The sequence below is a fragment of the Enterobacter sp. PI-10 genome (genome assembly GCF_027947695.1).
GTDB classification, from domain to species: domain Bacteria; phylum Pseudomonadota; class Gammaproteobacteria; order Enterobacterales; family Enterobacteriaceae; genus Enterobacter; species Enterobacter vonholyi.
The window spans coordinates 136597-160565 of record NZ_JAJNOG010000010.1 but is presented as its reverse complement, the minus strand read 5'-3'; the positions used below and the strand labels follow the sequence as shown (position 1 = coordinate 160565).

The 23969-nt window shown below is 57.0% G+C and carries 23 protein-coding genes; 11 read left to right on the top strand and 12 right to left on the bottom strand.

The window, feature by feature from the left end; translation table 11 throughout:
• Positions 1-57 precede the first annotated feature (57 nt).
• Genes LRM19_RS18860 through kefG form a run of 3 tightly spaced genes read right to left on the bottom strand, consistent with a single transcriptional unit; the run spans position 58 to position 2628 of the window.
• Positions 58-258 carry a YheV family putative zinc ribbon protein gene (locus tag LRM19_RS18860; protein ID WP_010436300.1) on the bottom strand — a complete coding sequence of 67 codons (201 nt, stop codon included), beginning with the start codon at positions 256-258 and terminating at the stop codon, positions 58-60.
• A 13-nt stretch (positions 259-271) separates the two neighbouring features.
• The gene (gene kefB, locus LRM19_RS18855) at positions 272-2077 is read right to left on the bottom strand and encodes a glutathione-regulated potassium-efflux system protein KefB (RefSeq protein WP_271369616.1); all 1806 of its coding nucleotides are present in this window, start codon (positions 2075-2077) and stop codon (positions 272-274) included.
• On the bottom strand, positions 2077-2628 hold the full coding sequence (gene kefG / locus LRM19_RS18850) for a glutathione-regulated potassium-efflux system ancillary protein KefG (protein ID WP_014885493.1): 552 nt from the start codon (positions 2626-2628) through the stop codon (positions 2077-2079). The genes kefB and kefG overlap by 1 nt, the downstream gene beginning before the upstream one ends.
• A 138-nt stretch (positions 2629-2766) precedes the next feature.
• Here kefG and LRM19_RS18845 point away from each other — a divergent pair, with 138 nt between their 5' ends.
• From LRM19_RS18845 to LRM19_RS18830, 4 genes are all read left to right on the top strand, one after another.
• A complete protein-coding gene (locus LRM19_RS18845) occupies positions 2767-4671 on the top strand; it encodes an ABC transporter ATP-binding protein (RefSeq protein WP_271369615.1) in 1905 nt (634 codons plus the stop codon).
• A 112-nt stretch (positions 4672-4783) separates the two neighbouring features.
• Complete coding sequence (locus LRM19_RS18840; RefSeq protein WP_271369614.1) at positions 4784-5806, top strand: hydrolase; 1023 nt, start codon at positions 4784-4786, stop codon at positions 5804-5806.
• Entirely contained in the window at positions 5803-6021 is a 219-nt protein-coding gene (locus LRM19_RS18835) for a YheU family protein (protein ID WP_008503016.1), read from the top strand. The genes LRM19_RS18840 and LRM19_RS18835 overlap by 4 nt, the downstream gene beginning before the upstream one ends.
• Before the next feature lie 30 nt (positions 6022-6051).
• A complete protein-coding gene (locus LRM19_RS18830) occupies positions 6052-6921 on the top strand; it encodes a phosphoribulokinase (protein ID WP_008503017.1) in 870 nt (289 codons plus the stop codon).
• 95 nt (positions 6922-7016) lie between these two features.
• Here the strand turns inward: LRM19_RS18830 and LRM19_RS18825 are convergent, their stop codons facing one another.
• Positions 7017-7421 carry an OsmC family protein gene (locus LRM19_RS18825; protein WP_008503018.1) on the bottom strand — a complete coding sequence of 135 codons (405 nt, stop codon included), beginning with the start codon at positions 7419-7421 and terminating at the stop codon, positions 7017-7019.
• Between the two features lie 311 nt (positions 7422-7732).
• Between LRM19_RS18825 and crp the strand changes: the two genes are divergently transcribed.
• Both crp and LRM19_RS18815 read left to right on the top strand, forming a co-directional pair.
• The gene (gene crp, locus LRM19_RS18820) at positions 7733-8365 is read left to right on the top strand and encodes a cAMP-activated global transcriptional regulator CRP (RefSeq protein ID WP_000242758.1); all 633 of its coding nucleotides are present in this window, start codon (positions 7733-7735) and stop codon (positions 8363-8365) included.
• A 57-nt stretch (positions 8366-8422) separates the two neighbouring features.
• Positions 8423-10510, top strand: a complete 2088-nt coding sequence (locus LRM19_RS18815) for a YccS/YhfK family putative transporter (RefSeq protein ID WP_271369620.1) — start codon at positions 8423-8425, stop codon at positions 10508-10510.
• On the opposite strand, the gene argD is transcribed toward LRM19_RS18815, so the two are convergent.
• The 4 genes from argD to ppiA form a co-directional block, all read right to left on the bottom strand.
• Positions 10507-11727 (bottom strand): bifunctional acetylornithine/succinyldiaminopimelate transaminase, encoded by a 1221-nt coding sequence (gene argD, locus LRM19_RS18810; protein WP_181899775.1) that lies wholly within the window; start codon positions 11725-11727, stop codon positions 10507-10509. The two genes, LRM19_RS18815 and argD, sit on opposite strands and share 4 nt — an antisense overlap.
• 86 nt (positions 11728-11813) lie before the next feature.
• A complete protein-coding gene (gene pabA, locus LRM19_RS18805; protein ID WP_127732460.1) occupies positions 11814-12377 on the bottom strand; it encodes an aminodeoxychorismate synthase component 2 in 564 nt (187 codons plus the stop codon).
• 30 nt (positions 12378-12407) lie between these two features.
• Positions 12408-12992, bottom strand: coding sequence for a putative adenosine monophosphate-protein transferase Fic (locus LRM19_RS18800; protein ID WP_271369613.1), 585 nt, complete (start codon positions 12990-12992; stop codon positions 12408-12410).
• A gap of 106 nt (positions 12993-13098) precedes the next feature.
• Positions 13099-13671: a peptidylprolyl isomerase A gene (ppiA, locus tag LRM19_RS18795; RefSeq protein WP_127732464.1), complete on the bottom strand. Its 573-nt coding sequence runs from the start codon at positions 13669-13671 to the stop codon at positions 13099-13101.
• 277 nt (positions 13672-13948) lie between these two features.
• Here ppiA and tsgA point away from each other — a divergent pair, with 277 nt between their 5' ends.
• Positions 13949-15133: an MFS transporter TsgA gene (gene tsgA, locus LRM19_RS18790; protein ID WP_271369612.1), complete on the top strand. Its 1185-nt coding sequence runs from the start codon at positions 13949-13951 to the stop codon at positions 15131-15133.
• Between the two features lie 18 nt (positions 15134-15151).
• Here the strand turns inward: tsgA and LRM19_RS18785 are convergent, their stop codons facing one another.
• Entirely contained in the window at positions 15152-16453 is a 1302-nt protein-coding gene (locus LRM19_RS18785) for a cytosine deaminase (protein WP_271369611.1), read from the bottom strand.
• Between the two features lie 240 nt (positions 16454-16693).
• Here LRM19_RS18785 and nirB point away from each other — a divergent pair, with 240 nt between their 5' ends.
• The 4 genes from nirB (at position 16694) to LRM19_RS18765 (ending at position 21382) form a co-directional block, all read left to right on the top strand.
• Positions 16694-19237: a nitrite reductase large subunit NirB gene (nirB, locus tag LRM19_RS18780; RefSeq protein ID WP_127732470.1), complete on the top strand. Its 2544-nt coding sequence runs from the start codon at positions 16694-16696 to the stop codon at positions 19235-19237.
• Positions 19234-19560, top strand: a complete 327-nt coding sequence (gene nirD, locus LRM19_RS18775; RefSeq protein WP_271369610.1) for a nitrite reductase small subunit NirD — start codon at positions 19234-19236, stop codon at positions 19558-19560. The genes nirB and nirD overlap by 4 nt, the downstream gene beginning before the upstream one ends.
• Before the next feature lie 134 nt (positions 19561-19694).
• Positions 19695-21068, top strand: coding sequence for a siroheme synthase CysG (gene cysG / locus LRM19_RS18770; protein WP_271369609.1), 1374 nt, complete (start codon positions 19695-19697; stop codon positions 21066-21068).
• A gap of 143 nt (positions 21069-21211) precedes the next feature.
• Positions 21212-21382 carry a YhfL family protein gene (locus LRM19_RS18765; RefSeq protein ID WP_008503029.1) on the top strand — a complete coding sequence of 57 codons (171 nt, stop codon included), beginning with the start codon at positions 21212-21214 and terminating at the stop codon, positions 21380-21382.
• A gap of 143 nt (positions 21383-21525) precedes the next feature.
• Here LRM19_RS18765 and trpS read toward each other — a convergent pair whose 3' ends face one another.
• The 3 genes from trpS to rpe are packed head-to-tail and all read right to left on the bottom strand — an operon-like array spanning position 21526 to position 23954.
• Positions 21526-22530 (bottom strand): tryptophan--tRNA ligase, encoded by a 1005-nt coding sequence (gene trpS, locus LRM19_RS18760; RefSeq protein WP_115876864.1) that lies wholly within the window; start codon positions 22528-22530, stop codon positions 21526-21528.
• The gene (gph, locus tag LRM19_RS18755; protein WP_111963775.1) at positions 22523-23284 is read right to left on the bottom strand and encodes a phosphoglycolate phosphatase; all 762 of its coding nucleotides are present in this window, start codon (positions 23282-23284) and stop codon (positions 22523-22525) included. The genes trpS and gph overlap by 8 nt, the downstream gene beginning before the upstream one ends.
• The gene (rpe, locus tag LRM19_RS18750; RefSeq protein ID WP_024907923.1) at positions 23277-23954 is read right to left on the bottom strand and encodes a ribulose-phosphate 3-epimerase; all 678 of its coding nucleotides are present in this window, start codon (positions 23952-23954) and stop codon (positions 23277-23279) included. The genes gph and rpe overlap by 8 nt, the downstream gene beginning before the upstream one ends.
• Positions 23955-23969 lie beyond the last annotated feature (15 nt).

Below are 23969 nucleotides of genomic sequence, written 5' to 3'. Positions count from 1 at the left end.
TGTAGCGGAAATCTGCACCCGTGTACCCTTAAGCTTAAAAAAACTCAGAGCATATCGCTAGTCTGGATGAAAAATGCCGATAACTTGCTCTTCTTTGCGAACGTGATCGCGGGCCTCTTTGTCGGCCTCACGCATCTGGTGACCGCACTTAACACACTCAACAACATCAATATTATTTTCCCGCCACATCGCCAGGGTATCTTGCGCCTGGCAGGTCGGGCATTTTGCACCCGCGATAAAGCGTTTACGTACAGCCATCTTTCGTTACCCTTTATTCAAATTCATCCCAGCCATCGAGCTGGCGTCTTTCCTGCTGCATCTCGCGCTGGAAGATCTCCTCCAGCTCGCGACGCGCTTCCCGCACGCGGGAGATCTGCGCCGTATCGGTATGTACCGGCATCAGCTCGCGCAGCATCCGCATATCCAGCCGGCGGAAGTGCATCTGGGCGCGCTGCGCCTGATGCGGATGCATGCCGAGCGAGATCAACGCCTTGCGCCCCAGCTCCAGCGCACTGGAGAATGTCTCACGGGAGAAGTGTTTCACACCCGCCTGCAATAATTCGTGAGCTTCAACACGTCCCCGCGCACGCGCCAGAATATGCAGATGCGGGAAATGCTGCTGACACAGATCCACCAGCTTCATCGTGTCTTCCGGGTCGTTACAGGTAATCACGATGGACTCTGCCGCTTCTGCCCCCGCCGAGCGCAGCAGCTCGAGCTGGGTCGCATCGCCGTAGTAAACCTTATAGCCATATTTGCGCATCAGGTTGACCGCGCTGATATCACGCTCCAGCACCGTAATGCGCATTTTGTTCGCCATCAGTAAACGCCCGATCACCTGTCCGAAGCGGCCAAAGCCCACCACGATAACCTGAGGCTTATCATCTTCCACCCACGGCGCTTCGTCTTCATCGTCTGACGGGTTCAGGCGGCGCGACAGGAGTTTATCCACCAGCTTCATCAGCAGCGGCGTGGTCATCATTGACAGCGTGACCGTCACCAGCAAAAGCGCCATCTGATCGTCTTTAAACAGCTTCTGGGAGGAGGCGGTAGAGAACAGCACAAACGCAAACTCACCTCCCTGGCTTAACACGCTGGCAAACTGCATGCGCTCCGAACTGCGCAAGCCGTAAATGCGCGCCAAGACGTACAGCACCAGCGTTTTCACCGCTACCAGGATGGCTACGCTCACCACAACCCACAGCAGATGGGTATAGAGCACACCAAGGTTGAGCGCCATCCCCACCGAAATAAAGAACAGGCCTAACAGCAGCCCTTTGAAGGGATCGATGGCAATTTCCAGCTCGTGCCGATACTCGCTCTCCGCCAGCAGCACCCCGGCGATAAAAGTCCCGAGCGCCATCGACAGCCCCAGCGCATCCATAAACAATGCCGACCCCAGCACCAGCAGCAGCGTCGCGGCCGTAAAGACCTCGCGCACGCCCGACGCGGCAATAAAGCGGAACACGGGACGTAAAAGAAAACGTCCGCCAATCAGCATGCCCGCGAAGGCCAGCACCTTCATGGCAATTTTTGCCCAGTCGAAGTGATCGTCCCCGGAGCCCGCCAGCAGCGGCACCAGCGCCAGCGCCGGGATGACCGCCAAATCCTGGAACAGCAGCACCGAAAAACCCAGCTGACCGGCTTCGTTGCGGTTCATCCCCTTGTCGCGCATCAGCTGCAGGGCCATCGCCGTCGACGACATCGCAAGGCCTATCCCGCCTATCACCGCCGCCTGCCAGGAGAAATTCGTCAGCATTAACAGGCCCCCCAGAATCGCGGCGCTGAGCACCACCTGCGCGGCACCCACGCCAAAGATGGAGCGTCGGAGCTGCCACAATTTAGAAGGGTTCAGCTCAAGGCCGATGATGAACATCAGGAACACCACGCCCAGCTCGGAGAAATGGAGAATTTCATCCACATCGCTGATGAATCCCAGCCCCCAGGGGCCAATCGCGATCCCCGCCAGCAGATAACCCAACACCGCACCTATCCCAATACGTGCAGCAAGCGGCACCGCGACGACGGCCGCAAACAAAAAAAGCACCCCGGCGAGGAGCAAATTCGATCCTTCCATTAACGACCTCCTGCCGGAATCGGTGACGCCAGCCATTCACCGTAGGCTCTGGCGTGGCTGGCCAGTTCTTTAGGATCCTGACGACGGGCCCAGTAGACAATAATCGGGCTCATCCAGTGCATACGGCACATGGCCGCCGTCAGCTCAAAAGGCCGCAGAATGTCGCTCATCGGATAGCGGTTCAGCCCGTCGTGGCGGTAAGCGCTTTCGGGTTCACCGGTCGTAATCACGCTACGCCAGTACTTTCCCGCCAGCTGATTGCCCCCTACCCCGCTGGAGAAACCCCGGCTCAGCACGCGGTCCAGCCACTCTTTGAGCAGCGCCGGACAGCTGTAGGTATAAAGCGGATGCTGGAACACAATCACGTCATGCTGACGCAGCAGTTCCTGCTCGTAAGGGATATCAATAAAGAAATCAGGATAGTGCGCGTAGAGATCGTGCACCGTCACGTTACTGAGCTGTGTGGCCGGCTTAAGCAGCACCCGGTTTGCCACCGAGTCCTGAGATTCCGGATGGGCATACAGCAGCAGCACTTTTGCTGTCTGAGACATCATTCCCCTCCCGGTCTTGTTTCTGTTTTTGTGTATCGTTGTTGTTTTGGGCTACCATGGCGGCCCGGTGCGGAAAATGGCCCACACCTTACATTATCATAATGACAAATTAACATAGTCGGAACATACGGCGCTTCTATGATTGTTTTCTCCTCGTTACAAATTCGTCGCGGCGTGCGCGTCCTGCTGGATAACGCCACTGCTACCATCAACCCAGGCCAAAAAGTGGGTCTGGTCGGCAAAAACGGCTGTGGTAAATCCACCCTGCTGGCGCTGCTGAAAAACGAGATTAGCGCGGATGGCGGTAACTTTACCTTCCCGGGAAACTGGCAGCTCGCCTGGGTAAACCAGGAGACCCCGGCGCTGAGCGAACCGGCACTCGACTATGTTATCGACGGTGACCGTGAGTACCGTAAGCTCGAGGCGGAACTTAACGCCGCTAACGAGCGCAACGACGGCCACGCCATTGCCACGGTTCACGGCAAGCTGGACGCTATTGACGCGTGGACCATTCGCTCCCGCGCCTCCAGCCTGCTGCACGGCCTGGGCTTCAGCAACGAACAGCTCGAACGCCCGGTCAGCGACTTCTCCGGCGGCTGGCGTATGCGCCTCAACCTGGCGCAGGCGCTGATCTGCCGCTCTGACCTGCTTCTGCTCGATGAACCGACTAACCACCTCGATCTCGATGCGGTTATTTGGCTGGAGAAGTGGCTCAAGAGCTATCAGGGCACTCTGATTCTGATCTCCCACGACCGAGACTTCCTCGACCCGGTGGTGGATAAAATCATTCATATCGAACAGCAAACGATGTTCGAGTACACTGGCAACTACAGCTCCTTCGAGCGCCAGCGCGCGATGCGCCTTGCCCAGCAGCAGTCCATGTACGAAAGCCAGCAGCAGCGCGTGGCACACCTGCAGAGCTTCGTGGATCGCTTCAAGGCCAAAGCCTCAAAAGCGAAGCAGGCCCAGAGCCGCATCAAGATGCTGGAACGCATGGAGATGATCGCCCCGGCGCACGTCGACAACCCGTTCCACTTCAGCTTCCGCGAGCCGGAAAGTCTGCCGAACCCGCTGCTGAAGATGGAGAAGGTCAGCGCGGGCTATGCCGACCGCATTATTCTCGACTCCATCAAGCTCAACCTGGTGCCGGGTTCGCGCATTGGCCTACTGGGGCGCAACGGCGCCGGTAAATCGACGCTGATCAAACTGCTGGCGGGCGAGCTTAACCCGGTCAAGGGTGAAATCGGCCTGGCGAAGGGCATCAAGCTGGGTTACTTCGCCCAGCATCAGCTGGAATTTTTACGCGCGGATGAATCCCCGATTCAGCACCTCGCGCGTCTGGCGCCGCAGGAGATGGAGCAGAAGCTGCGCGACTACCTCGGCGGCTTCGGCTTCCAGGGCGATAAGGTCACTGAAAACACCGAGCGCTTCTCCGGGGGCGAAAAAGCCCGTCTGGTGCTGGCGCTGATCGTCTGGCAGCGTCCGAACCTGCTGCTGCTCGATGAACCGACCAACCACCTGGATCTCGATATGCGTCAGGCGCTGACCGAAGCGCTGATTGAGTTCGAAGGCGCGCTGGTGGTGGTTTCGCACGACCGCCACCTGATCCGCTCCACCACGGACGATCTGTATTTAGTGCACGATGGCAAAGTGGAACCGTTCGATGGCGATCTGGAAGACTATCAGCAGTGGCTGACGGACGTGCAGAAGCAGGAGAACCAGCCGGAAGAGTCAGCGAAAGACAACGCCAACAGCGCGCAGGCACGTAAAGACCAGAAACGCCGTGAAGCGGAGCTGCGCACCCAGACGCAGCCGCTGCGTAAAGAGATTGCCCGTCTCGAAAAAGAGATGGAAAAGCTCAACGCCACGCTTGCCGCTGTTGAAGAGAAGCTCGGCGACAGCGGTCTGTATGACCAGAGCCGTAAAGCCGAACTGACGGACTGCCTGCAAACGCAGGCGAAGACCAAATCCAGCCTGGAAGAGTGCGAGATGGCGTGGCTGGATGCGCAGGAGCAGCTGGAAGCGATGCTGCAGGCTGACTGACCTGTTTACCCCGTTTTAAGAACAGAATCCGTACCGGGTTCGGAAATCCAGCTTAAACGGGGTACAATTCGGAAAGTATCGTAAATTTCCGACAAGAATCAGCATCGCGCTTATGACCCAAATCATCCCATCAGACTTCGACATTGCGGTCGAAGACAGCACTGAGTTCGTGCCTATGCGCGGCGTGGCCAATCCCCATTTGCAGACCATGCTGCCGCGACTGATCCGCCGCAAGGTTCAGTTCACCCCGCACTGGCAACGGCTTGACCTGCCAGACGGTGATTTTCTGGATCTCGCCTGGAGCGAAGCGCCGGAACAGGCTCGCCATAAGCCGCGCCTGGTGGTCTTTCACGGCCTGGAAGGCAGCCTGAACAGCCCGTATGCCCATGGGCTAATTGAGGCGGCAAAGGCGCGCGGCTGGCTCGGCGTGGTGATGCATTTTCGCGGCTGTAGCGGCGAACCGAATCGTCAGAAACGCATTTATCACTCGGGTGAAACAGAAGACGGGACGTGGTTTTTACACTGGCTGCGTGAAAATTATGGCACCGTGCCAACGGCCGCCGTGGGCTACTCGCTGGGCGGCAATATGCTGGCCTGCTTGCTGGCCAAAGAGGGCGAAAGCGTGCCGCTGGAGGCCGCCGTCATTGTCTCCGCGCCGTTTATGCTCGAGCAGTGCAGCTACCATATGGATAAAGGCTTCTCCCGCGTCTACCAGCGTTACCTCCTCAACCTCCTGAAGGCCAATGCGGCACGTAAACTGAAGGCCTACCCGGATACCCTGCCGGTCAGCCTGCGCCAGCTGAAAAAGGTACGCCGTATTCGCGAGTTCGACGACCTGATCACCGCGAAAATTCACGGCTTCGCCGATGCGATTGACTATTATCGTCAGTGCAGCGCCATGCCGCTGCTCAGCAAGATCACGCAGCCAACGCTGATTATTCATGCCAAAGATGACCCGTTTATGGATCATCACTCGATCCCCGCGCAGGAATTCCTGCCCGACAACGTTCACTATCAGTTGACCGAGCACGGCGGCCACGTCGGGTTTATCGGCGGCACGCTGCGCCGCCCGAAAATGTGGCTTGAGGCGCGTATTCCTGACTGGCTAACCCCTTATCTGGACGGTGCAACATGATTATTCCCTGGCAGGATCTGGCTCCCGAAACGCTCGATAATCTGATTGAAAGCTTTGTATTACGCGAAGGCACCGATTATGGTGAACAGGAACGCTCGCTTGAGCAAAAGGTCAACGATGTAAAGCGCCAGCTGAAAAGCGGCGACGTGGTGCTGGTGTGGTCAGAACTGCATGAGACGGTCAATATCATGCCCCGCAACGCGTTTCACGGCTGATCTTCCATCCTTTTCAGTCAGGGAGTTGCTATGTCTGCCAGACATCCGGTTATTGCCGTTACGGGATCGAGTGGTGCGGGAACCACCACCACCAGCCTCGCATTTCGCAAGATTTTCGCCCAGCTGAATCTCCGTGCGGCGGAGGTCGAAGGCGACAGCTTTCACCGCTACACGCGTCCGGAAATGGACATGGCCATCCGTAAGGCGCGCGATCTGGGTAAACACATCAGCTACTTCGGCCCGGAGGCCAACGACTTCGGCCTGCTGGAACAAACCTTTATCGAGTATGGTCAGAGCGGCAAAGGGCAGTCCCGCAAGTATCTGCATACCTATGATGAAGCCGTTCCCTGGAATCAGGTGCCGGGAACCTTTACCCCATGGCAACCGCTGCCGGAACCCACTGACGTCCTGTTTTACGAAGGATTGCACGGCGGCGTGGTCACCCCGCAACACGACGTGGCGCGCCACGTGGACCTGCTGGTCGGTGTGGTCCCTATCGTGAACCTGGAGTGGATCCAGAAGCTGACGCGCGACATGAGCGAACGTGGCCATTCGCGAGAGGCGGTAATGGACTCGGTGGTGCGCTCCATGGAAGACTACATCAACTTCCTGACGCCGCAGTTTTCCCGCACCCATATCAACTTCCAGCGCGTGCCGACGGTAGATACCTCCAACCCGTTTGCCGCCAAAAGTATCCCATCCCTGGATGAGAGCTTTGTGGTGATCCATTTCCGCAATCTCGAAGGCATAGATTACCCTTGGCTGCTGGCGATGCTGCAGGGCTCGTTTATTTCTCACATGAATACATTGGTCGTACCGGGCGGAAAAATGGGGCTGGCGATGGAGCTCATCATGACGCCGCTGGTGGAGCGACTGATGGAAGGGAAACAGATTGCGTGACGTCTGTTGCCGGATGGCGCTTCGCTTATTCGGCCTACGTTCGTGCAGTTGTAGCTTTTGTAGGCCCGGTAAGCGCAGCGCCACCGGGCTTTGTTTTAAGCCTCGATCACTTCATACGAATGCGTGATTTTTACCGCTTTCTCCAGCATTAACGCTACAGAGCAGTACTTCTCCGCAGACAGATCCACCGCACGCGAGACCGCCGCGTCTTTCAGTTCTTTACCCGTGACCACAAAGTGCAGGTTAATATGGGTGAACAGACGTGGCGCCTCTTCACGACGTTCTGAGGTGAGTTTAACCTCACAATCCGTCACGTCATGACGACCTTTTTGCAGAATCGACACCACGTCAATGGCGCTGCATCCGCCTGCCGCCATCAGCACCATTTCCATTGGGCTTGGCGCTTTATCGCCGGAGTTACCGTCCATTAAAATCTGGTGCCCTGACGCGGATTCGCCCAGGAACGTTAAACCTTCAACCCATTTCACGCGCGCTTGCATATTCTTAAACTCCAACGTTGCATTTTTGGTGACAGATTACGCGTGCGTTACATTTCTCGCAATGGAAGGCGACCTGCATCATGCTGAAGCGAGACACCAGGAGACACGCGGCGAAAGCTATGCTAAAACACTCTGGATGCTACAGTAATACATTGACGTTACACATGTATGCAGAGGACATCAAACTTTACTGGCTGCGAAACGTTACGGTAGCCGACTTCCCAGGGTATGGGTAAGAATTCGATTGCAACCCCAGAGTCCGGATGCATCTGATGACTCTGGTGACAGCTTATAACAGAGGATAACAGCGCATGGTGCTTGGCAAACCGCAAACAGACCCGACTCTCGAATGGTTCTTGTCTCATTGCCACATTCATAAGTACCCATCAAAGAGCACGCTGATTCACCAGGGTGAAAAAGCGGAAACGTTGTATTACATCGTTAAAGGCTCGGTGGCAGTGCTGATCAAAGATGAAGAAGGGAAAGAGATGATCCTTTCTTATCTGAACCAGGGCGATTTCATCGGTGAACTGGGCCTGTTTGAAGAGGGCCAGGAACGTAGCGCCTGGGTTCGTGCAAAGACAGCATGTGAAGTGGCTGAAATTTCTTACAAGAAGTTCCGTCAGCTGATTCAGGTTAACCCTGACATCCTGATGCGTCTTTCTTCCCAGATGGCACGCCGTCTGCAGGTCACCTCAGAGAAAGTGGGTAACCTCGCCTTCCTGGACGTTACCGGCCGTATCGCACAAACCCTGCTGAACCTGGCGAAACAGCCAGACGCCATGACCCACCCGGACGGCATGCAAATTAAAATTACCCGTCAGGAAATTGGTCAGATCGTCGGTTGCTCCCGTGAAACAGTAGGCCGTATCCTGAAAATGCTGGAAGATCAAAACCTGATCTCCGCCCACGGTAAAACCATCGTGGTCTACGGAACGCGTTAATTCCGCTTAAACGGCGTGCCATCGCAAGGTGTCACGCCGTTTTTGTCTCTACTCCCCATGTGGCGCAGGCTGATCTATCACCCGGAAGTTAACTACGCACTGCGACAAACGCTGGTGTTGTGTCTTCCTGTGGCCATAGGCCTGATCCTCGGACATCTTCAGCAAGGCCTGCTGTTTTCCCTCGTGCCCGCCTGCTGCAACATCGCCGGTCTGGACACGCCGCATAAGCGCTTTTTCAAACGCCTGATCGTTGGCGGCTGCCTGTTTGCCGGCTGTAGCCTCGCCGTACAGCTGTTACTGGCTCGTGATATCCCGCTGCCGCTGATCCTGACCGTGCTGGCGATGACGCTCGGCGTCACCGCCGAAATCAGCTCGCTGCACGCCCGCCTGCTTCCCGCCTCGCTGATTGCGGCCATCTTCACGCTGAGCCTCGCCGGGAATATGCCGGTGTGGGAGCCGCTGCTGATCTACGCCCTGGGGACACTGTGGTACGGGCTGTTTAACTGGTTCTGGTTCTGGCTGTGGCGGGAACAGCCGCTGCGCGAATCCCTGAGCCTGCTCTATGTACAGCTTGCGGATTACTGCGAAGCCAAATACACCCTGCTCACCCAGCATACCGATCCGGAAAAATCCTTACCGCCGCTGCTTACGCGCCAGCAGAAGGTGGTGGATCTGATAAGCCAGTGCTATCAGCAGCTGCATATGCTCGCCGCCAACAAGAACCACGAGTACAAACGCCTGCTGCGCACCTTCCAGGTCGGGCTGGATCTACAGGAACATATCTCCGTGAGCCTGCACCACCCGCAGGAGGTACAAAAGCTGGTCGAGCGCAGCCATGCCGAAGCGGTGATCCGCTGGAACGCGCAGACCGTCTCCGCACGCCTGCGGGTGCTGGCCGATGATATTCTCTATCACCGCTACCCCACGCGCTTTAACATGGATAAACAGCTCGGCGCGGTGGAGAAAATCGCCCGCCAGCATCCGGATAACCCGGTCGGACAGTTTGCCGCCTGGCACTTCAGCCGCATCGCCCGGGTATTGCGCACTCAGCGTCCGCTTTATCCCCGCGACCTGATGGCGGATAAGCAAAAACGGCTGCCGTTATTGCCCGCGCTCAAAAGCTATCTTTCTCTTAAATCGTCCGCCCTGCGCAACGCCGCAAGGATTAGCGTGATGCTCAGTACCGCCAGCCTGATGGGCATGGCGCTGCATCTGCCGAAGCCCTACTGGATCTTAATGACCGTGCTGTTTGTCACCCAGAACGGCTACGGCGCCACGCGGGTGCGTATTCTGCACCGGGCGGGCGGAACGATGGCCGGGCTGATCATTGCGGGCGTGACGCTGCACTTCCACGTGCCGGAAGGCTATACCCTTGCAGGGATGCTGGCGATCACGCTGGTGAGCTATCTGATTATCCGCAAAAACTACGGCTGGGCGATGGTGGGCTTTACGGTGACGGCGGTATACACCCTGCAGCTGCTTACGCTCAATGGCGAACAGTTTATTGTCGCCAGGCTGATTGATACTCTGATCGGCTGCCTGATTGCCTTTGGCGGCATGGTCTGGCTCTGGCCGCAGTGGCAGAGCGGGCTGCTGAGACAGAACGCCCACGACGCGCTGGAGGCCGACCAGCAGGCCATTCGCCTGATCCTGAGCGACGACCCGCAGCCGTCCCCGCTGGCGTATCAGCGCATGAAGGTCAACCAGGCGCACAACGCCCTGTTCAACTCGCTTAACCAGGCGATGCAGGAGCCGGGCTTTAACTCGCACTATCTGGCCGATATGAAGCTCTGGGTGACGCACAGCCAGTTTATCGTCGAGCACATTAACGCCATGACCACGCTGGCGCGCGAGCACACGATGCTGACGCCGGACCTGGCGCAGCGCTATCTGCAGTCATGTGAAATTGCGTTGCAGAGGTGTCAGCAGCGTCTGGAGTATGACGCGCCGGGCGAGTCGGGAGACTCAAACATTCTGGAAGCGCCGGAAACGTTGACCCACGGGCCAATGAGCACCCTGGAGCAGCACTTGCAGCGCGTTCTGGGGCATCTGAACACCATGCACACCATTTCGTCGGTGGCATGGCGTCAGCGTCCGCATCACGGCATTTGGTTAACGCGCCGGTTGAAACGAACCGAATATTAGCCTTTAACGATCTTCGCAACCGCCGCGGCAAAGCGGGTCAACCCGTCTTCAATGTCTTTGTCTTCCACCACCAGCGACGGCGCAAAGCGCATGACGTCCGGTCCGGCGTTGAGCACCATCACCCCTTCGCGAGCGGCGGCGTGCAGGAAGTCGCGAGCGCGGCCCTTGTACTGCGGCTTAAGCTCGGCGCCAATCAGCAGCCCCATCCCGCGGATCTCGCTGAACACGTCGTACTGATCATCAATCTTTTTCAGGTGTTTCACAAACAGCTCGCGCTTCGCGCTAACGCCGTTCAACACCTCTGGCGTGTTGATGATGTCGAATGCGGCACCCGCCACGGCGCTCGCCAGCGGGTTACCGCCGTAGGTGGAGCCGTGAGAACCGACGTGGAACGCGGAGGCGATCTCCTGCGTCGTCAGGACCGCACTTACCGGGAAACCGCCGCCGAGCGCTTTCGCGCTGGTCAGAATATCCGGCGTCACGCCGTAGTGCATATAGGCAAACAGGTCCCCGGTACGCCCCATCCCGCACTGCACTTCATCAAACACCAGCAGCGCCTGATGTTCGTCGCATAGCGCGCGCAGCCCTTTCAGGAATTCCGGGGTTGCCGCGGTCACGCCGCCTTCCCCCTGAATAGGCTCGACCACCACCGCGCAGGTGTGGTCGTCCATCACCGCTTTCACCGCGTGCAGATCGTTAAACGGCACGTGGACGATATCGGCCGGTTTTGGGCCAAACCCGTCGGAATACTTCGGCTGCCCGCCAACGGAGACGGTAAAGAAGGAACGTCCGTGGAAGGCGTTGTGGAAGGCGATGATTTTGGTTTTGTACGGGCTGTGGCGCGTAGTCGCGTAGTAGCGCGCCAGCTTAAAGGCAGTTTCGTTGGCTTCAGTGCCGGAGTTCATAAACAGCACGCGTTCCGCGAAGGTCGCATCAATGATCTTGCGGCCCAGGCGCAGCGCCGGTTCGTTGGTGAACACGTTGCTGGTGTGCCACAGGGTTTCGCCCTGGGTTTTCAGCGCCTCCACCAGCGCGGGATGGCAATGACCCAGCGCCGTGACCGCAATACCCCCCGCGAAATCTACATACTCTTTACCCTGCTGATCCCAGACGCGGCTGCCTTTTCCCTTCACCGGGATAAATTCAGCCGGTGCATAAATCGGCAGGATCACTTCATCAAATGTCGCGCGGGTAATTGCTGGTTGTTCAGTTGCCATGTCATGACCATCCATTTTATGTCACAGTGAATGTGAAAATATAATCACAAAATATGCATAAAAAATCACAGCAAGGCAACAGATTTTCAGCGATTGAGGAAATTTGCCAGCAGCGCGTGCCCCTGCTCGCTGAGGATACTTTCCGGGTGGAACTGCACGCCTTCGAGATCCCATTCGCGGTGGCGAATCCCCATGATCTCCTGCGTATCGCTCCGGGCGGTCACCTCAAAACAGTCGGGCAGCGTCGACGGGTCAATGACCAGGGAATGGTAGCGCGTCACGATTAAAGGATTATTGAGCCCCGTGAACACCCCGGTGCCGGCGTGGGTGACCGGAGAGGTTTTACCGTGCATCACTTTCGCGGCGCGCACGATGGTGGCACCAAACGCCTGGGCAATTGCCTGATGGCCCAGGCAGACGCCCAGGATTGGCAGCTTGCCGGCATAGTGCTGGATAACCTCCAGCGAAATACCCGATTCCGACGGAGTGCAGGGGCCGGGTGAAATCACTATTTTCTGCGGCGCCAGCGTCTCGATATCGGCGAGAGCGATCTCGTCGTTACGGCGGACAACCACCTCTGCACCCAGTTCACAAAAATACTGGTAAAGGTTCCAGGTGAAGGAATCGTAGTTATCAATCAGCAGAATCATGGCGGCTCCCGAAAAAAATGCCGCCCTATTCTACTCAGATTCCCGCGCTTCGCTCACTACTTTGGCAAAGATAGCGTTTAACGCGGTTAAATCTCCCGTTGCGCCACTTCGGTTAGCCGCAACCCACAGCTCGGGGTCGATATCACGCCAGTCCAGCGAGTAGCCCGCGTGGAGCGCCAGCTGCTCGAAGAAAACGCGTTGGGCAATGCCGTTGCCGCCCATAAACGGATGCAGCATGTTGATTTCGCAGTAGTAGTGGCTAACTCTGTCAACAAACGCCGCTTTCTCAAGACCCACAAGATATTTTTCGCTTTCCAGCGCCGCCATCAGCTCGTTCCCCATCTTTTCGATGTACTCAAAATGGCAGAAGGGAATGTCACCTTTAAAAATATCCTCGGTACGGAGCTCACCTGCCCGCTTCATCTCACTGCGGTACAAATGACGATGAATAAGGCACAGATGGGGTAGCCCGGGCGCGGAAGGCCTAAGCTCCAGCGTCTCAATATGGGGTTCTGAGGGACCATTACCTTTTTCAAGGAGACAACTGGCCTGTAAATTGACGTTACGCTGCTGTTCCCAGAGACGGGATTTTTGCTTGTCGGTGAGTTTTTTCACTTAACGCCTCCCTGAATAGTCCGTTTGCCACAAGTATAAGCAGCAAAACGCGCTTTCGCAGGGAGGGCTACATAACGCGGGCCGGAGAAGCCCGCGCTCAGAAGAGTTACGGCAGAACTTTGGCGGAGAGGATAACCACTGGTTTTGACGGGACATTCTGATACGGACCGACGTCGTGAGTAGGCACCTGAGAAATCTTGTCAGCCACGTCCATCCCTTTCACGATTTTACCAAAGACCGCATAGCCAAAGTCGCGCTGACCGTGGTCGAGGAAGGCGTTATCCGCTACGTTGAGGAAGAACTGGCTGGTCGCGCTATCTTTGTCCGCGGTACGCGCCATTGAGATGGTACCGCGTTTGTTCAGCAGGCCGTTGTCCGCTTCGTTTTTAATAGCCGGGTTTGGCTGTTTCTGCTGCATTTGTTCGTTGAAACCGCCACCCTGAATCATGAAGCCTGGGATTACGCGGTGGAAAGTGGTGTTGTTGTAGAAACCGCTGTTCACATAGTCGAGGAAGTTTTTCACGGAAACAGGGGCTTTCTGGCTATTCAGTTCCAGCTCAATATTCCCGGCGGAGGTGGTCAGCAGAACGTGAGGGTCCCCTTTTGCTGCCAGCGCAGCAGGGGAAACGGCAGAAAGAGCAAACACAGCTGCGACAGCCGCCAGTGTTGATTTGAGCATGAGAATTCCTTAACAAAGAGCAGTATAAAAAGCGAATGGCTTGATTCTAAAGAGCAGTATGAACGGAGACCAGCCTTTTACCTAATTTTACGAAGTTGAAACAATTATTACTACGCAAACGATTGGCTATGCCGCCAATTAATGTGATTTAGATCACACTAAAACCTGCAATGACACATTCATTGCCCTTAAAAGATAGGAATAGATCACTTTAACGACTAAAATCTGCCCGCTCTCAGCGCCCCTGGGCGCTTTTCTTTTTCTGAACAGGCCAGACATGACTAACAGCAATCGCATCAAGCTCACATGGATCAGCTTCTTCTCCTACGCCCTGACCGGCGCGTTGGTGATCGTCACCGGGATGGTGATGGGGAATATCGCAGACTACTTCCAGCTGCCCGTTTCCAGCATGAGTAACACCTTCACCTTCCTCAACGCGGGGATCCTGATCTCTATCTTCCTGAATGCCTGGCTGATGGAAATCGTCCCGCTGAAAACCCAGTTACGCTTCGGCTTTGTACTGATGGTCGCCGCCGTGGCGGGACTGATGCTGAGCCACAGCATCGCCCTGTTCTCCGCCGCCATGTTCGTGCTCGGTCTGGTCAGCGGGATCACCATGTCGATTGGTACGTTCCTGATTACCCATATGTATGAAGGCCGCCAGCGCGGCGCGCGTCTGCTGTTTACCGACTCCTTCTTCAGCATGGCCGGGATGATTTTCCCAATGGTCGCGGCCTTTCTCCTGGCCCGCAGCATTGAGTGGTACTGGGTCTATGCCTGCATTGGTCTGGTCTACGTGGCGATCTTTATTCTGACCTTCGGCTGCGAGTTCCCGGTGCTGGGCAAGAAAGCGCAAACCACTGCAGAACCCGTCGCTAAAGAGAAATGGGGTATCGGCGTGCTGTTCCTCTCCATCGCCGCCCTGTGCTACATCCTGGGCCAGCTGGGCTTTATCTCCTGGGTACCGGAATACGCCAAAGGTCTGGGCATGAGCCTGAACGATGCGGGCAAACTGGTGAGCGATTTCTGGATGTCTTACATGTTCGGCATGTGGGCGTTTAGCTTCATCCTGCGCTTCTTCGACCTGCAGCGCATTCTGACCGTGCTGGCGGGCCTGGCGACCGTGCTGATGTATCTGTTCATCAACGGCTCCCCGGAACATATGCCGTGGTTCATTCTGACCCTGGGGTTCTTCTCCAGCGCCATTTATACCTCGATCATTACCCTGGGCTCCCTGCAGACCAAAGTGGCCTCGCCGAAGCTGGTTAACTTCGTTCTGACCTGCGGCACCATCGGCACCATGCTGACCTTCGTGGTGACGGGTCCGATCGTTGCCCACAGCGGCCCGCTGGCCGCGCTGCACACCGCGAACGGTCTGTACGCCGTGGTGTTCATCATGTGCTTCGTTCTGGGCTTCGTGACCCGCCACCGCCAGCACAACGCGGCGGCAGCGTCTCACTAACCCCTGCGCCCCTTTGCATTACGCAGAGGGGCTGTTTCTGGCAAAACTCACCTCTTCTCCTCCGGTATCCATCTGGATCCAGGTTTGCGCCAGCTGCGTGGTGGCGATAATCCGCCCCTGACGAATCGACCAGCGCACCGGCACCTGACAGCGCACCGCTTCAAACCCGCTCTCCGCAGGCAGAATAATCAGGTTTGCCGGATTTCCCGTTTCAATACCGTAATCGCTCAGGCCGAAGGTACGGGCGCTGTTGTGGGTGATCAGGTTTAGGCCATTGTCGATTTGCGGATACCCCATCATCTGACAGACGTGCAGCCCCATATGCAGCACCTGCAGCATATTGCCGGTGCCGAGCGGGTACCACGGGTCGAAGACGTCGTCGTGACCAAAGCAGACGTTAATACCCGCTTCCTGCAGCTCTTTTACCCGGGTGATGCCGCGGCGCTTCGGATAGTCATCAAAGCGCCCCTGCAGGTGGATATTGACCAGCGGGTTTGCGACGAAGTTAATCCCCGACATCTTCAGCAGACGGAAGAGCCGCGAGGTGTAAGCGCCGTTGTAGGAGTGCATGGCGGTGGTATGGCTGGCCGTCACGCGCGGGCCGATGCCGGCCTCATACGCCAGCGCTGCCACCGTCTCGACAAACCGCGACTGCTCGTCGTCGATTTCATCGCAGTGGATATCCAGCGGACGGTCATACTTCTTCGCCAGTTCAAAAGCGATGTGCAGCGACTGCACGCCATACTCGCGGGTGAACTCGAAGTGTGGGATCGCCCCCACCACGTCGGCGCCCAGCTTTAACGCCTCTTCCAGCAGCGCCGCGCCGTTCGGGTAAGAGAGAATCCCTTCCTGCGGAAACGCAACGATTTGCAGCGTTACCCACGGGGCCACCTCCTGCTTCACCTCGAGCATCGCCTTCAGGGCGGTAAGCGTCGGGTCGGAGACATCCACATGGGTGCGGACAAACTGGATGCCGTTAGCGATTTGCCACTTCAGCGTTTTCCAGGCGCGCGCTTTCACGTCGTCATGGCTGAGCAACGCCTTGCGCTCCGCCCAGCGCTCAATGCCCTCAAACAGCGTGCCGGACTGGTTCCAGTTCGGTTCGCCCGCCGTCTGGGTCGTATCAAGATGGATATGCGGCTCAATGAACGGCGGGATAGCCAGCCCACCGCGCGCATTCAATACTTCATAACTTTCGGCGTGGGTGTCGTCCATCGGGGTGATGTCACCAAATCGCCCGTTCTCAATGGCGAGATGCCACAGCCCTTCCCGACCCGGTAAACGAACATTCTGAACAAGCCATAACGGTGTTGTAGACATACCCTTCCCCTAAAAAACGCCGCTGATTTTCAGGCGTATCGATTTTGGCAAAACCATCTCCTGATTTGTACACAAATTCAACGAGCACGAAAAGCCTGCGATTTCCGCCACTTATAAAAATCCTGACAAATCAGTCATATACCACCTAAGGAGTAGGCGAAGACGTATTTGATTTGCATCAATAAGCGCCCCTGCTGAATCGTTAAGGTAGGTAATAATAGAAAAGAAATCGAGGCAATAATGAGCAAACTCAGACTCGCTATCATCGGTAACGGCATGGTCGGCCACCGCTTTATTGAGGATCTTCTCGATAAGGCCGATGCTGAGCAGTTCGATATTACCGTGTTCTGTGAAGAACCCCGCAAGGCGTACGACCGTGTGCACCTGTCTTCCTACTTCTCCCATCATACCGCCGAAGAGCTCTCTCTGGTGCGTGAAGGTTTCTACGAGAAGCATGGCGTAAAAGTGCTGGTGGGCGAACGCGCTATCACCATCAACCGTCAGGAAAAAGTGATCCACTCCAGCGCCGGGCGTACGGTTTTTTACGACAAGCTGATCATGGCGACGGGCTCCTATCCGTGGATCCCGCCAATTAAAGGCTCGGAAACTCAGGATTGCTTCGTCTACCGTACCATTGAAGACCTTAACGCCATCGAATCCTGCGCGCGTCGAAGCAAACGCGGCGCGGTGGTGGGGGGCGGCCTGCTGGGTCTGGAAGCGGCAGGCGCGCTGAAAAACCTCGGCGTTGAAACCCATGTCATCGAATTTGCCCCGATGCTGATGGCAGAACAGCTCGACCACATGGGCGGTGACCAGCTGCGTCGTAAAATCGAAAGCATGGGCGTGAAGGTTCACACCAGCAAGAACACCAAAGAGATCGTTCAGGAAGGGACTGAAGCGCGAAAAACCATGCGCTTTGCCGACGGCAGCGAGCTGGAAGTGGACTTCATCGTCTTCTCCACCGGTATTCGTCCGCGCGACAAGCTGGCGACCCAGTGCGGTCTTGCCGTGGCGCAGCGCGGCGGGATCATGATTAACGACACCTGCCAGACCTCCGATCCGGATATCTACGCGATTGGCGAATGCGCCAGCTGGAACAACCGCGTATACGGTCTGGTGGCGCCCGGCTACAAAATGGCACAGGTCGCAGTGGACCATATCCTCGGCAGCGAAAACGCCTTTACCGGCGCAGACTTGAGCGCCAAGCTGAAGCTGCTGGGCGTAGATGTCGGCGGTATTGGCGATGCGCATGGCCGCACCCCGAATTCCCGCAGCTATGTCTATCTCGACGAAAGCAAAGAGGTCTACAAACGACTCATCGTCAGCCAGGACAACAAAACCCTGCTCGGCGCGGTGCTGGTGGGCGACACCAGTGACTTCGGCAATCTGCTCCAGCTGGTGCTCAACGCCATCGAACTGCCGGAAAACCCGGACGCGCTGATCCTTCCGGCTCATGCCTCCAGCGGCAAGCCGTCAATCGGCGTGGATAAACTGCCGGACAGCGCGCAGATTTGCTCCTGCTTCGACGTCACCAAAGGCATGCTGATCTCCGCCATCAACAAAGGCTGCCACACCGTTGCGGCCCTGAAAGCCGAAACCAAAGCCGGTACCGGCTGCGGCGGCTGTATTCCGCTGGTCACTCAGGTGCTGAACGCCGAACTGGCGAAACAGGGCATCGAGGTGAACAACAACCTGTGCGAGCACTTCGCGTATTCTCGCCAGGAGCTGTATCACCTGATCCGCGTGGAGGGCATCAAATCCTTCGACGAACTGCTGGCGAAGCACGGCCAGGGCTACGGCTGCGAAGTCTGTAAACCGACCGTCGGCTCCCTGCTGGCCTCCTGCTGGAACGAGTACGTGCTCAAGCCCGAGCATACGCCGCTGCAGGACACCAACGACAATTTCCTGGCCAACATCCAGAAAGACGGCACCTACTCCGTGATTCCACGTTCCGCCGGCGGCGAAATCACGCCGGAAGGGCTGGTCGCGGTGGGCCGTATCGCGCGTGAATTTAACCTCTACACCAAAATCACCGGCTCCCAGCGTATCGGCCTGTTTGGCGCGCAGAAAGACGATCTGCCGGAAATCTGGCGTCAGCTGATTGAGGCTGGCTTCGAAACCGGTCACGCGTATGCCAAAGCGCTGCGCATGGCGAAAACCTGCGTGGGCAGCACCTGGTGCCGCTACGGCGTCGGCGACAGCGTGGGCTTCGGCGTGGAGCTGGAAAACCGCTACAAAGGCATCCGTACCCCGCACAAAATGAAGTTCGGCGTCTCCGGCTGCACCCGCGAATGTGCGGAAGCGCAGGGTAAAGACGTGGGGATCATCGCCACCGAAAAAGGCTGGAACCTCTATGTGTGCGGCAACGGCGGCATGAAACCGCGTCATGCGGACCTGCTGGCTGCGGATCTCGATCGCGACACGCTGATTCAGTATCTCGACCGCTTCATGATGTTCTACATCCGTACCGCCGATAAGCTGACCCGTACCGCCTCCTGGCTCGATAACCTCGAGGGCGGCATCGACTACCTGAAATCAGTCATTATCGACGACAAGCTGGGCCTGAACGAGCATCTGGAAGCCGAGATGGCCCGCCTGCGCGAGGCGGTGATCTGCGAATGGACGGAAACCGTCAACACCCCGGCGGCGCAGACGCGCTTCAAACACTTCATAAATAGCACCCAGCGCGACCCGAACGTGCAGGTAGTGCCGGAGCGCGAACAGCATCGTCCGGCCACGCCGTATGAACGTATTCCGGTTACGCTGGTGGAGGAAAACGCATGAGCCAGTGGATAAACATTTGCGATATTAACGACATTATCCCCGCCACCGGTGTGTGCGCGCTGCTGGGCAGCGAGCAGGTGGCGATTTTCCGCCCTCACCACGATCAACAGGTCTTTGCTATCAGCAACATCGACCCGTTCTTCGAGGCCAGCGTGCTCTCCCGCGGACTGATTGCCGAACATCAGGGGGAACTGTGGGTTGCCAGTCCGCTGAAAAAGCAGCGTTTCCGCTTAACCGACGGACTCTGCATGGAAGATGAAAGCTTCTCGGTCAAACACTACGACGTCCGCGTGAAGGACGGCGAGGTGCAGCTGAAAGCGTAACCCCTCGCCTTTTCAATAGGAAAGGCTTATGACCCCTTATGGGTAACGGCAGGAAAAACCGTATGTTCTGTACGATTCCTGCTGTTATCCTGACGTCAATTCTTCCCCCGCCATGAATGCTGTGAGGTAACGTCGTGGATCACCTGCCGATTTTTTGTCAATTACGCAACCGCGACTGCCTGCTCGTGGGCGGCGGCGATGTGGCCGAACGCAAAGCGCGACTGCTGTTAGAGGCTGGCGCCCGCCTGACCGTGAATGCCCTGTCCTTCGCCCCCCAGTTTGAGGTCTGGGCCCAGGAAGGGATGCTTACGCTGGAACAGGGAGAGTTTGATGAGTCCCTGCTGGATACCTGCTGGCTGACCATTGCAGCGACGGATGACGATGAAGTGAACCAGCGCGTGAGCGATGCCTGCGAAGCGCGCAGAATTTTCTGCAACGTGGTGGATGCGCCGAAAGAGGCCAGCTTCATCATGCCGTCGATTATCGACCGCTCGCCGCTGATGATAGCCGTATCGTCCGGCGGACGCTCCCCGGTTCTCGCCCGCCTGCTGCGGGAAAAGCTGGAAGCCCTGCTGCCGCAGCATCTTGGTCAGATTGCGCATTATGCCGGGCAGCTGCGTTCACGCGTGAAGCAAACCTTCGCGACCGTGGGCGAGCGCCGTCGCTTCTGGGAAAAATTCTTTGTGAACGACAGGCTGGCGCAGTCGCTGGCGAATCAGGACACCAAAGCCGTTGAAGAGACGACCGAACAGCTGCTGAGCGAACCGCTGGACCATCGCGGTGAAGTGGTGCTGGTGGGCGCAGGCCCCGGCGATGCGGGCTTGCTGACGCTAAAAGGGCTACAGCAGATCCAGCAGGCCGATACCGTGGTTTACGACCGTCTGGTCTCCGATGACATCATGAACCTGGTGCGCCGCGATGCCGACCGCGTCTTCGTGGGCAAACGGGCGGGCTACCACTGCGTGCCGCAGGAGGAGATTAACCAGATCCTTCTGCGCGAGGCGCAGAAAGGTAAACGCGTGGTGCGCCTTAAGGGTGGCGATCCGTTTATCTTTGGTCGCGGCGGCGAGGAGCTGGAAACCCTGTGCGACGCGGGTATTCCGTTCTCCGTGGTGCCCGGCATTACGGCGGCGTCCGGCTGTTCAGCGTACTCTGGCATTCCGCTGACCCACCGCGACTACGCTCAGAGCGTGCGTCTGGTGACGGGCCACCTGAAGACCGGCAGCGAGCTGGACTGGCATAACCTGGCCGCCGAAAAGCAGACGCTGGTGTTCTACATGGGGCTCAATCAGGCCGCCACGATTCAGGCGAAGCTGCTGGGGCACGGTATGAATGCGGATATGCCCGTCGCGCTGGTCGAAAACGGCACCGCCATTACGCAGCGCGTGGTGGATGGCGTGCTGACGCAGCTGGGCGAGCTGGCGCAGCAGGTCGAAAGCCCGGCGCTGATCGTGGTGGGCCGCGTGGTTGAGCTGCGCGATAAGCTGAACTGGTTTTCGAATCACTAACGCATATTCTTCCTTTCCGGAGTAGTCCCTATACGGACTACTCCCCTCTTACCGCTGTCGATAACATACTGCCCCGAAGTGGAACTTTCCCCTTTATTCCCTTGATAAACATCTAACTTTCGTTTTTAAGACAAGGAATGCGTATGTTCAAACTGGCAAAGGCCGCCGTTTTGGTTGGCCTGTTATCGACTCTGACTGCCTGTACCGGTCATGTACAGAACACCAAAAATAACTGCAGCTACGATTACCTGCTGCACCCGGCGATCTCCATTTCGAAGATCATCGGTGGTTGCGGTCCGGCGGCACAGCAGTAAGCGTTTTACAGGCGTAAAAAAACCGGGATGTCCCGGTTTTTTAGTTTTGGAGAGTGTGTTTTTTGTCGGGTGGCGGCTTTGCCTTACCCGACCTACACGATCCTGTAGGCCGGGTAAGCGTTAGCGACACCCGGCAAGCAGACTCAAGGCTTCGCAACAAACCCAATCGCGTTGTACACCGCTTTCAGGGTTTCGGACGCGCGCGCGCTGGCTTTTTCCGCGCCCTCTTTCATCACTTTCTGCAGGAAAGCTTCGTCGTTACGGTAGCGGTGATAACGCTCCTGCAGCTCAGTAAGCATGCCGGAAACGGCATCTGCCACTTCGCCTTTCAGGTGGCCGTACATCTTGCCTTCGAAGTGTTTTTCCAGCTCAGGGATGCTCTGACCGGTCACACCGGAGAGGATATCCAGCAGGTTGGAGACGCCCGCTTTGTTCTGCACGTCGTAGCGCACAACAGGCGGCTCGTCGGAGTCCGTGACCGCGCGCTTGAGTTTTTTCACTACCGATTTCGGATCTTCCAGCAGGCCGATAACGTTATTGCGGTTATCGTCAGACTTGGACATCTTCTTGGTCGGCTCAAGCAGCGACATGACGCGCGCGCCGGACTTCGGAATAAATGGCTCAGGCACTTTAAACACATCGCCATAGATCGCGTTAAAGCGCTGGGCGATGTCACGGCTCAGCTCCAGGTGCTGCTTCTGGTCTTCACCCACCGGCACCTGGTTGGTTTGATACAGCAGGATGTCTGCCGCCATCAGCACCGGATAGTCAAACAGACCGGCGTTGATGTTTTCAGAGTAGCGGGCAGATTTATCCTTGAACTGGGTCATGCGGCTCAGCTCACCGAAATAGGTGTAGCAGTTCAGCGCCCAGCCCAGCTGCGCGTGCTCCGGTACGTGGGACTGAACGAAAATGGTGCTCTTCTCAGGATCGATGCCGCAGGCCAGGTACAGCGCCAGGGTGTCCAGCGTGGCTTTGCGCAGCTTCTCAGGATCCTGACGCGCGGTAATCGCATGGAGATCGACGATGCAGTAAATGCAATGGTACTCATCCTGCATGCTGACCCACTGACGTAGCGCACCCATGTAGTTACCAATGGTCAATTCACCTGAAGGCTGTGCGCCACTAAAAACGATGGGCTTAGTCATTGTTCAATTCCTGATTTTCACTGTGCGAAAGCCCGAGAGCGGGCAACAAATCTTTGAAGTGGTCGAAAACAACGTCCGGCTCACTCAGCGTGATGGCTTCACCGTAGTTGTAGCCATAGGTTAACCCCACGGAAGGACATCCAGCCGCGCGGGCAGCCAGAATATCATTGCGTGAATCGCCGACAAAGAGCAGCTCCGCAGGCGTTAAGGATAATTTTCCTGCCACCAGCAGCAGCGGTTCCGGATGGGGCTTTTTGTTTTGCACGTCGTCGCCGCCCACAATCACGGAGAAATACTTCGCGATATCAAGCGCTTCCAGCAGAGGTGCGACAAAAGGTGTCGGTTTGTTGGTCACCAGTCCCAGCGGAATGCCCTTCGCGGACAGCGCGCTCAGCGTTTCCTGAACGTCCGGGAACAGGAAGCTGCCCTCTTCGACCGTCTCTTCATAGAAACGATCGAACAGTTTGCGCAGAATACGCAGCTGCTCTTCCTGCGGGATATCCGCGTGATCGACGCTCGGTTTACCCTGGGCGGAACGCTGTGACGCACGCTCCTGACGCGCCCACGTCAACGCGCGCTCCATCAGAACATCGGCCCCGTTGCCAATCCACGTGACGACACGCTCTTCACCCGCAACGGGAAGTTCAAGCGCGTACAGCGCCTGGTCTACGGCGCTCGTTAAGCCCGGCGCGCTGTCGACCAGCGTGCCGTCGAGGTCAAATGCGATACCCCGAATTGCCTGCAATTTATCCATGACTTACCTTCGCCAGCTCGCGGCGCATTTCATCAATGACTTTTTTGTAATCCGGTTGGTCGAAAATGGCTGAACCGGCAACGAACATATCCGCACCTGCCGCCGCAATTTCACCAATGTTATTCACTTTCACACCGCCGTCCACTTCCAGACGAATATCGTAACCTGATTCATCAATGCGACGGCGTACTTCACGCAGCTTATCCAGCGTATGGGGGATAAACGACTGACCGCCAAAGCCCGGGTTAACAGACATCAGCAGGATCACGTCCAGTTTATCCATGACATAATCGAGATAGCTCAGCGGCGTGGCCGGGTTAAACACCAGGCCCGCTTTACAACCGTTCTCTTTGATCAGCTGCAGCGTGCGGTCTACGTGTTCAGAGGCTTCCGGATGGAAAGTGATGATGCTGGCACCCGCTGCGGCGAAGTCAGGCACGATGCGATCAACAGGCTTCACCATAAGATGAACGTCGATCGGGGCGGTAATGCCGTAGTTACGTAATGCTTTGAGCACCATTGGGCCAATGGTCAGATTAGGGACGTAGTGGTTGTCCATAACGTCGAAATGGACAACATCTGCACCAGCCGCGAGAGCTTTGGCAGTGTCTTCACCCAGGCGGGCAAAATCGGCCGACAGAATTGAGGGAGCAATCAAAAACTGTTTCATCCGCTTCTCCTTGAA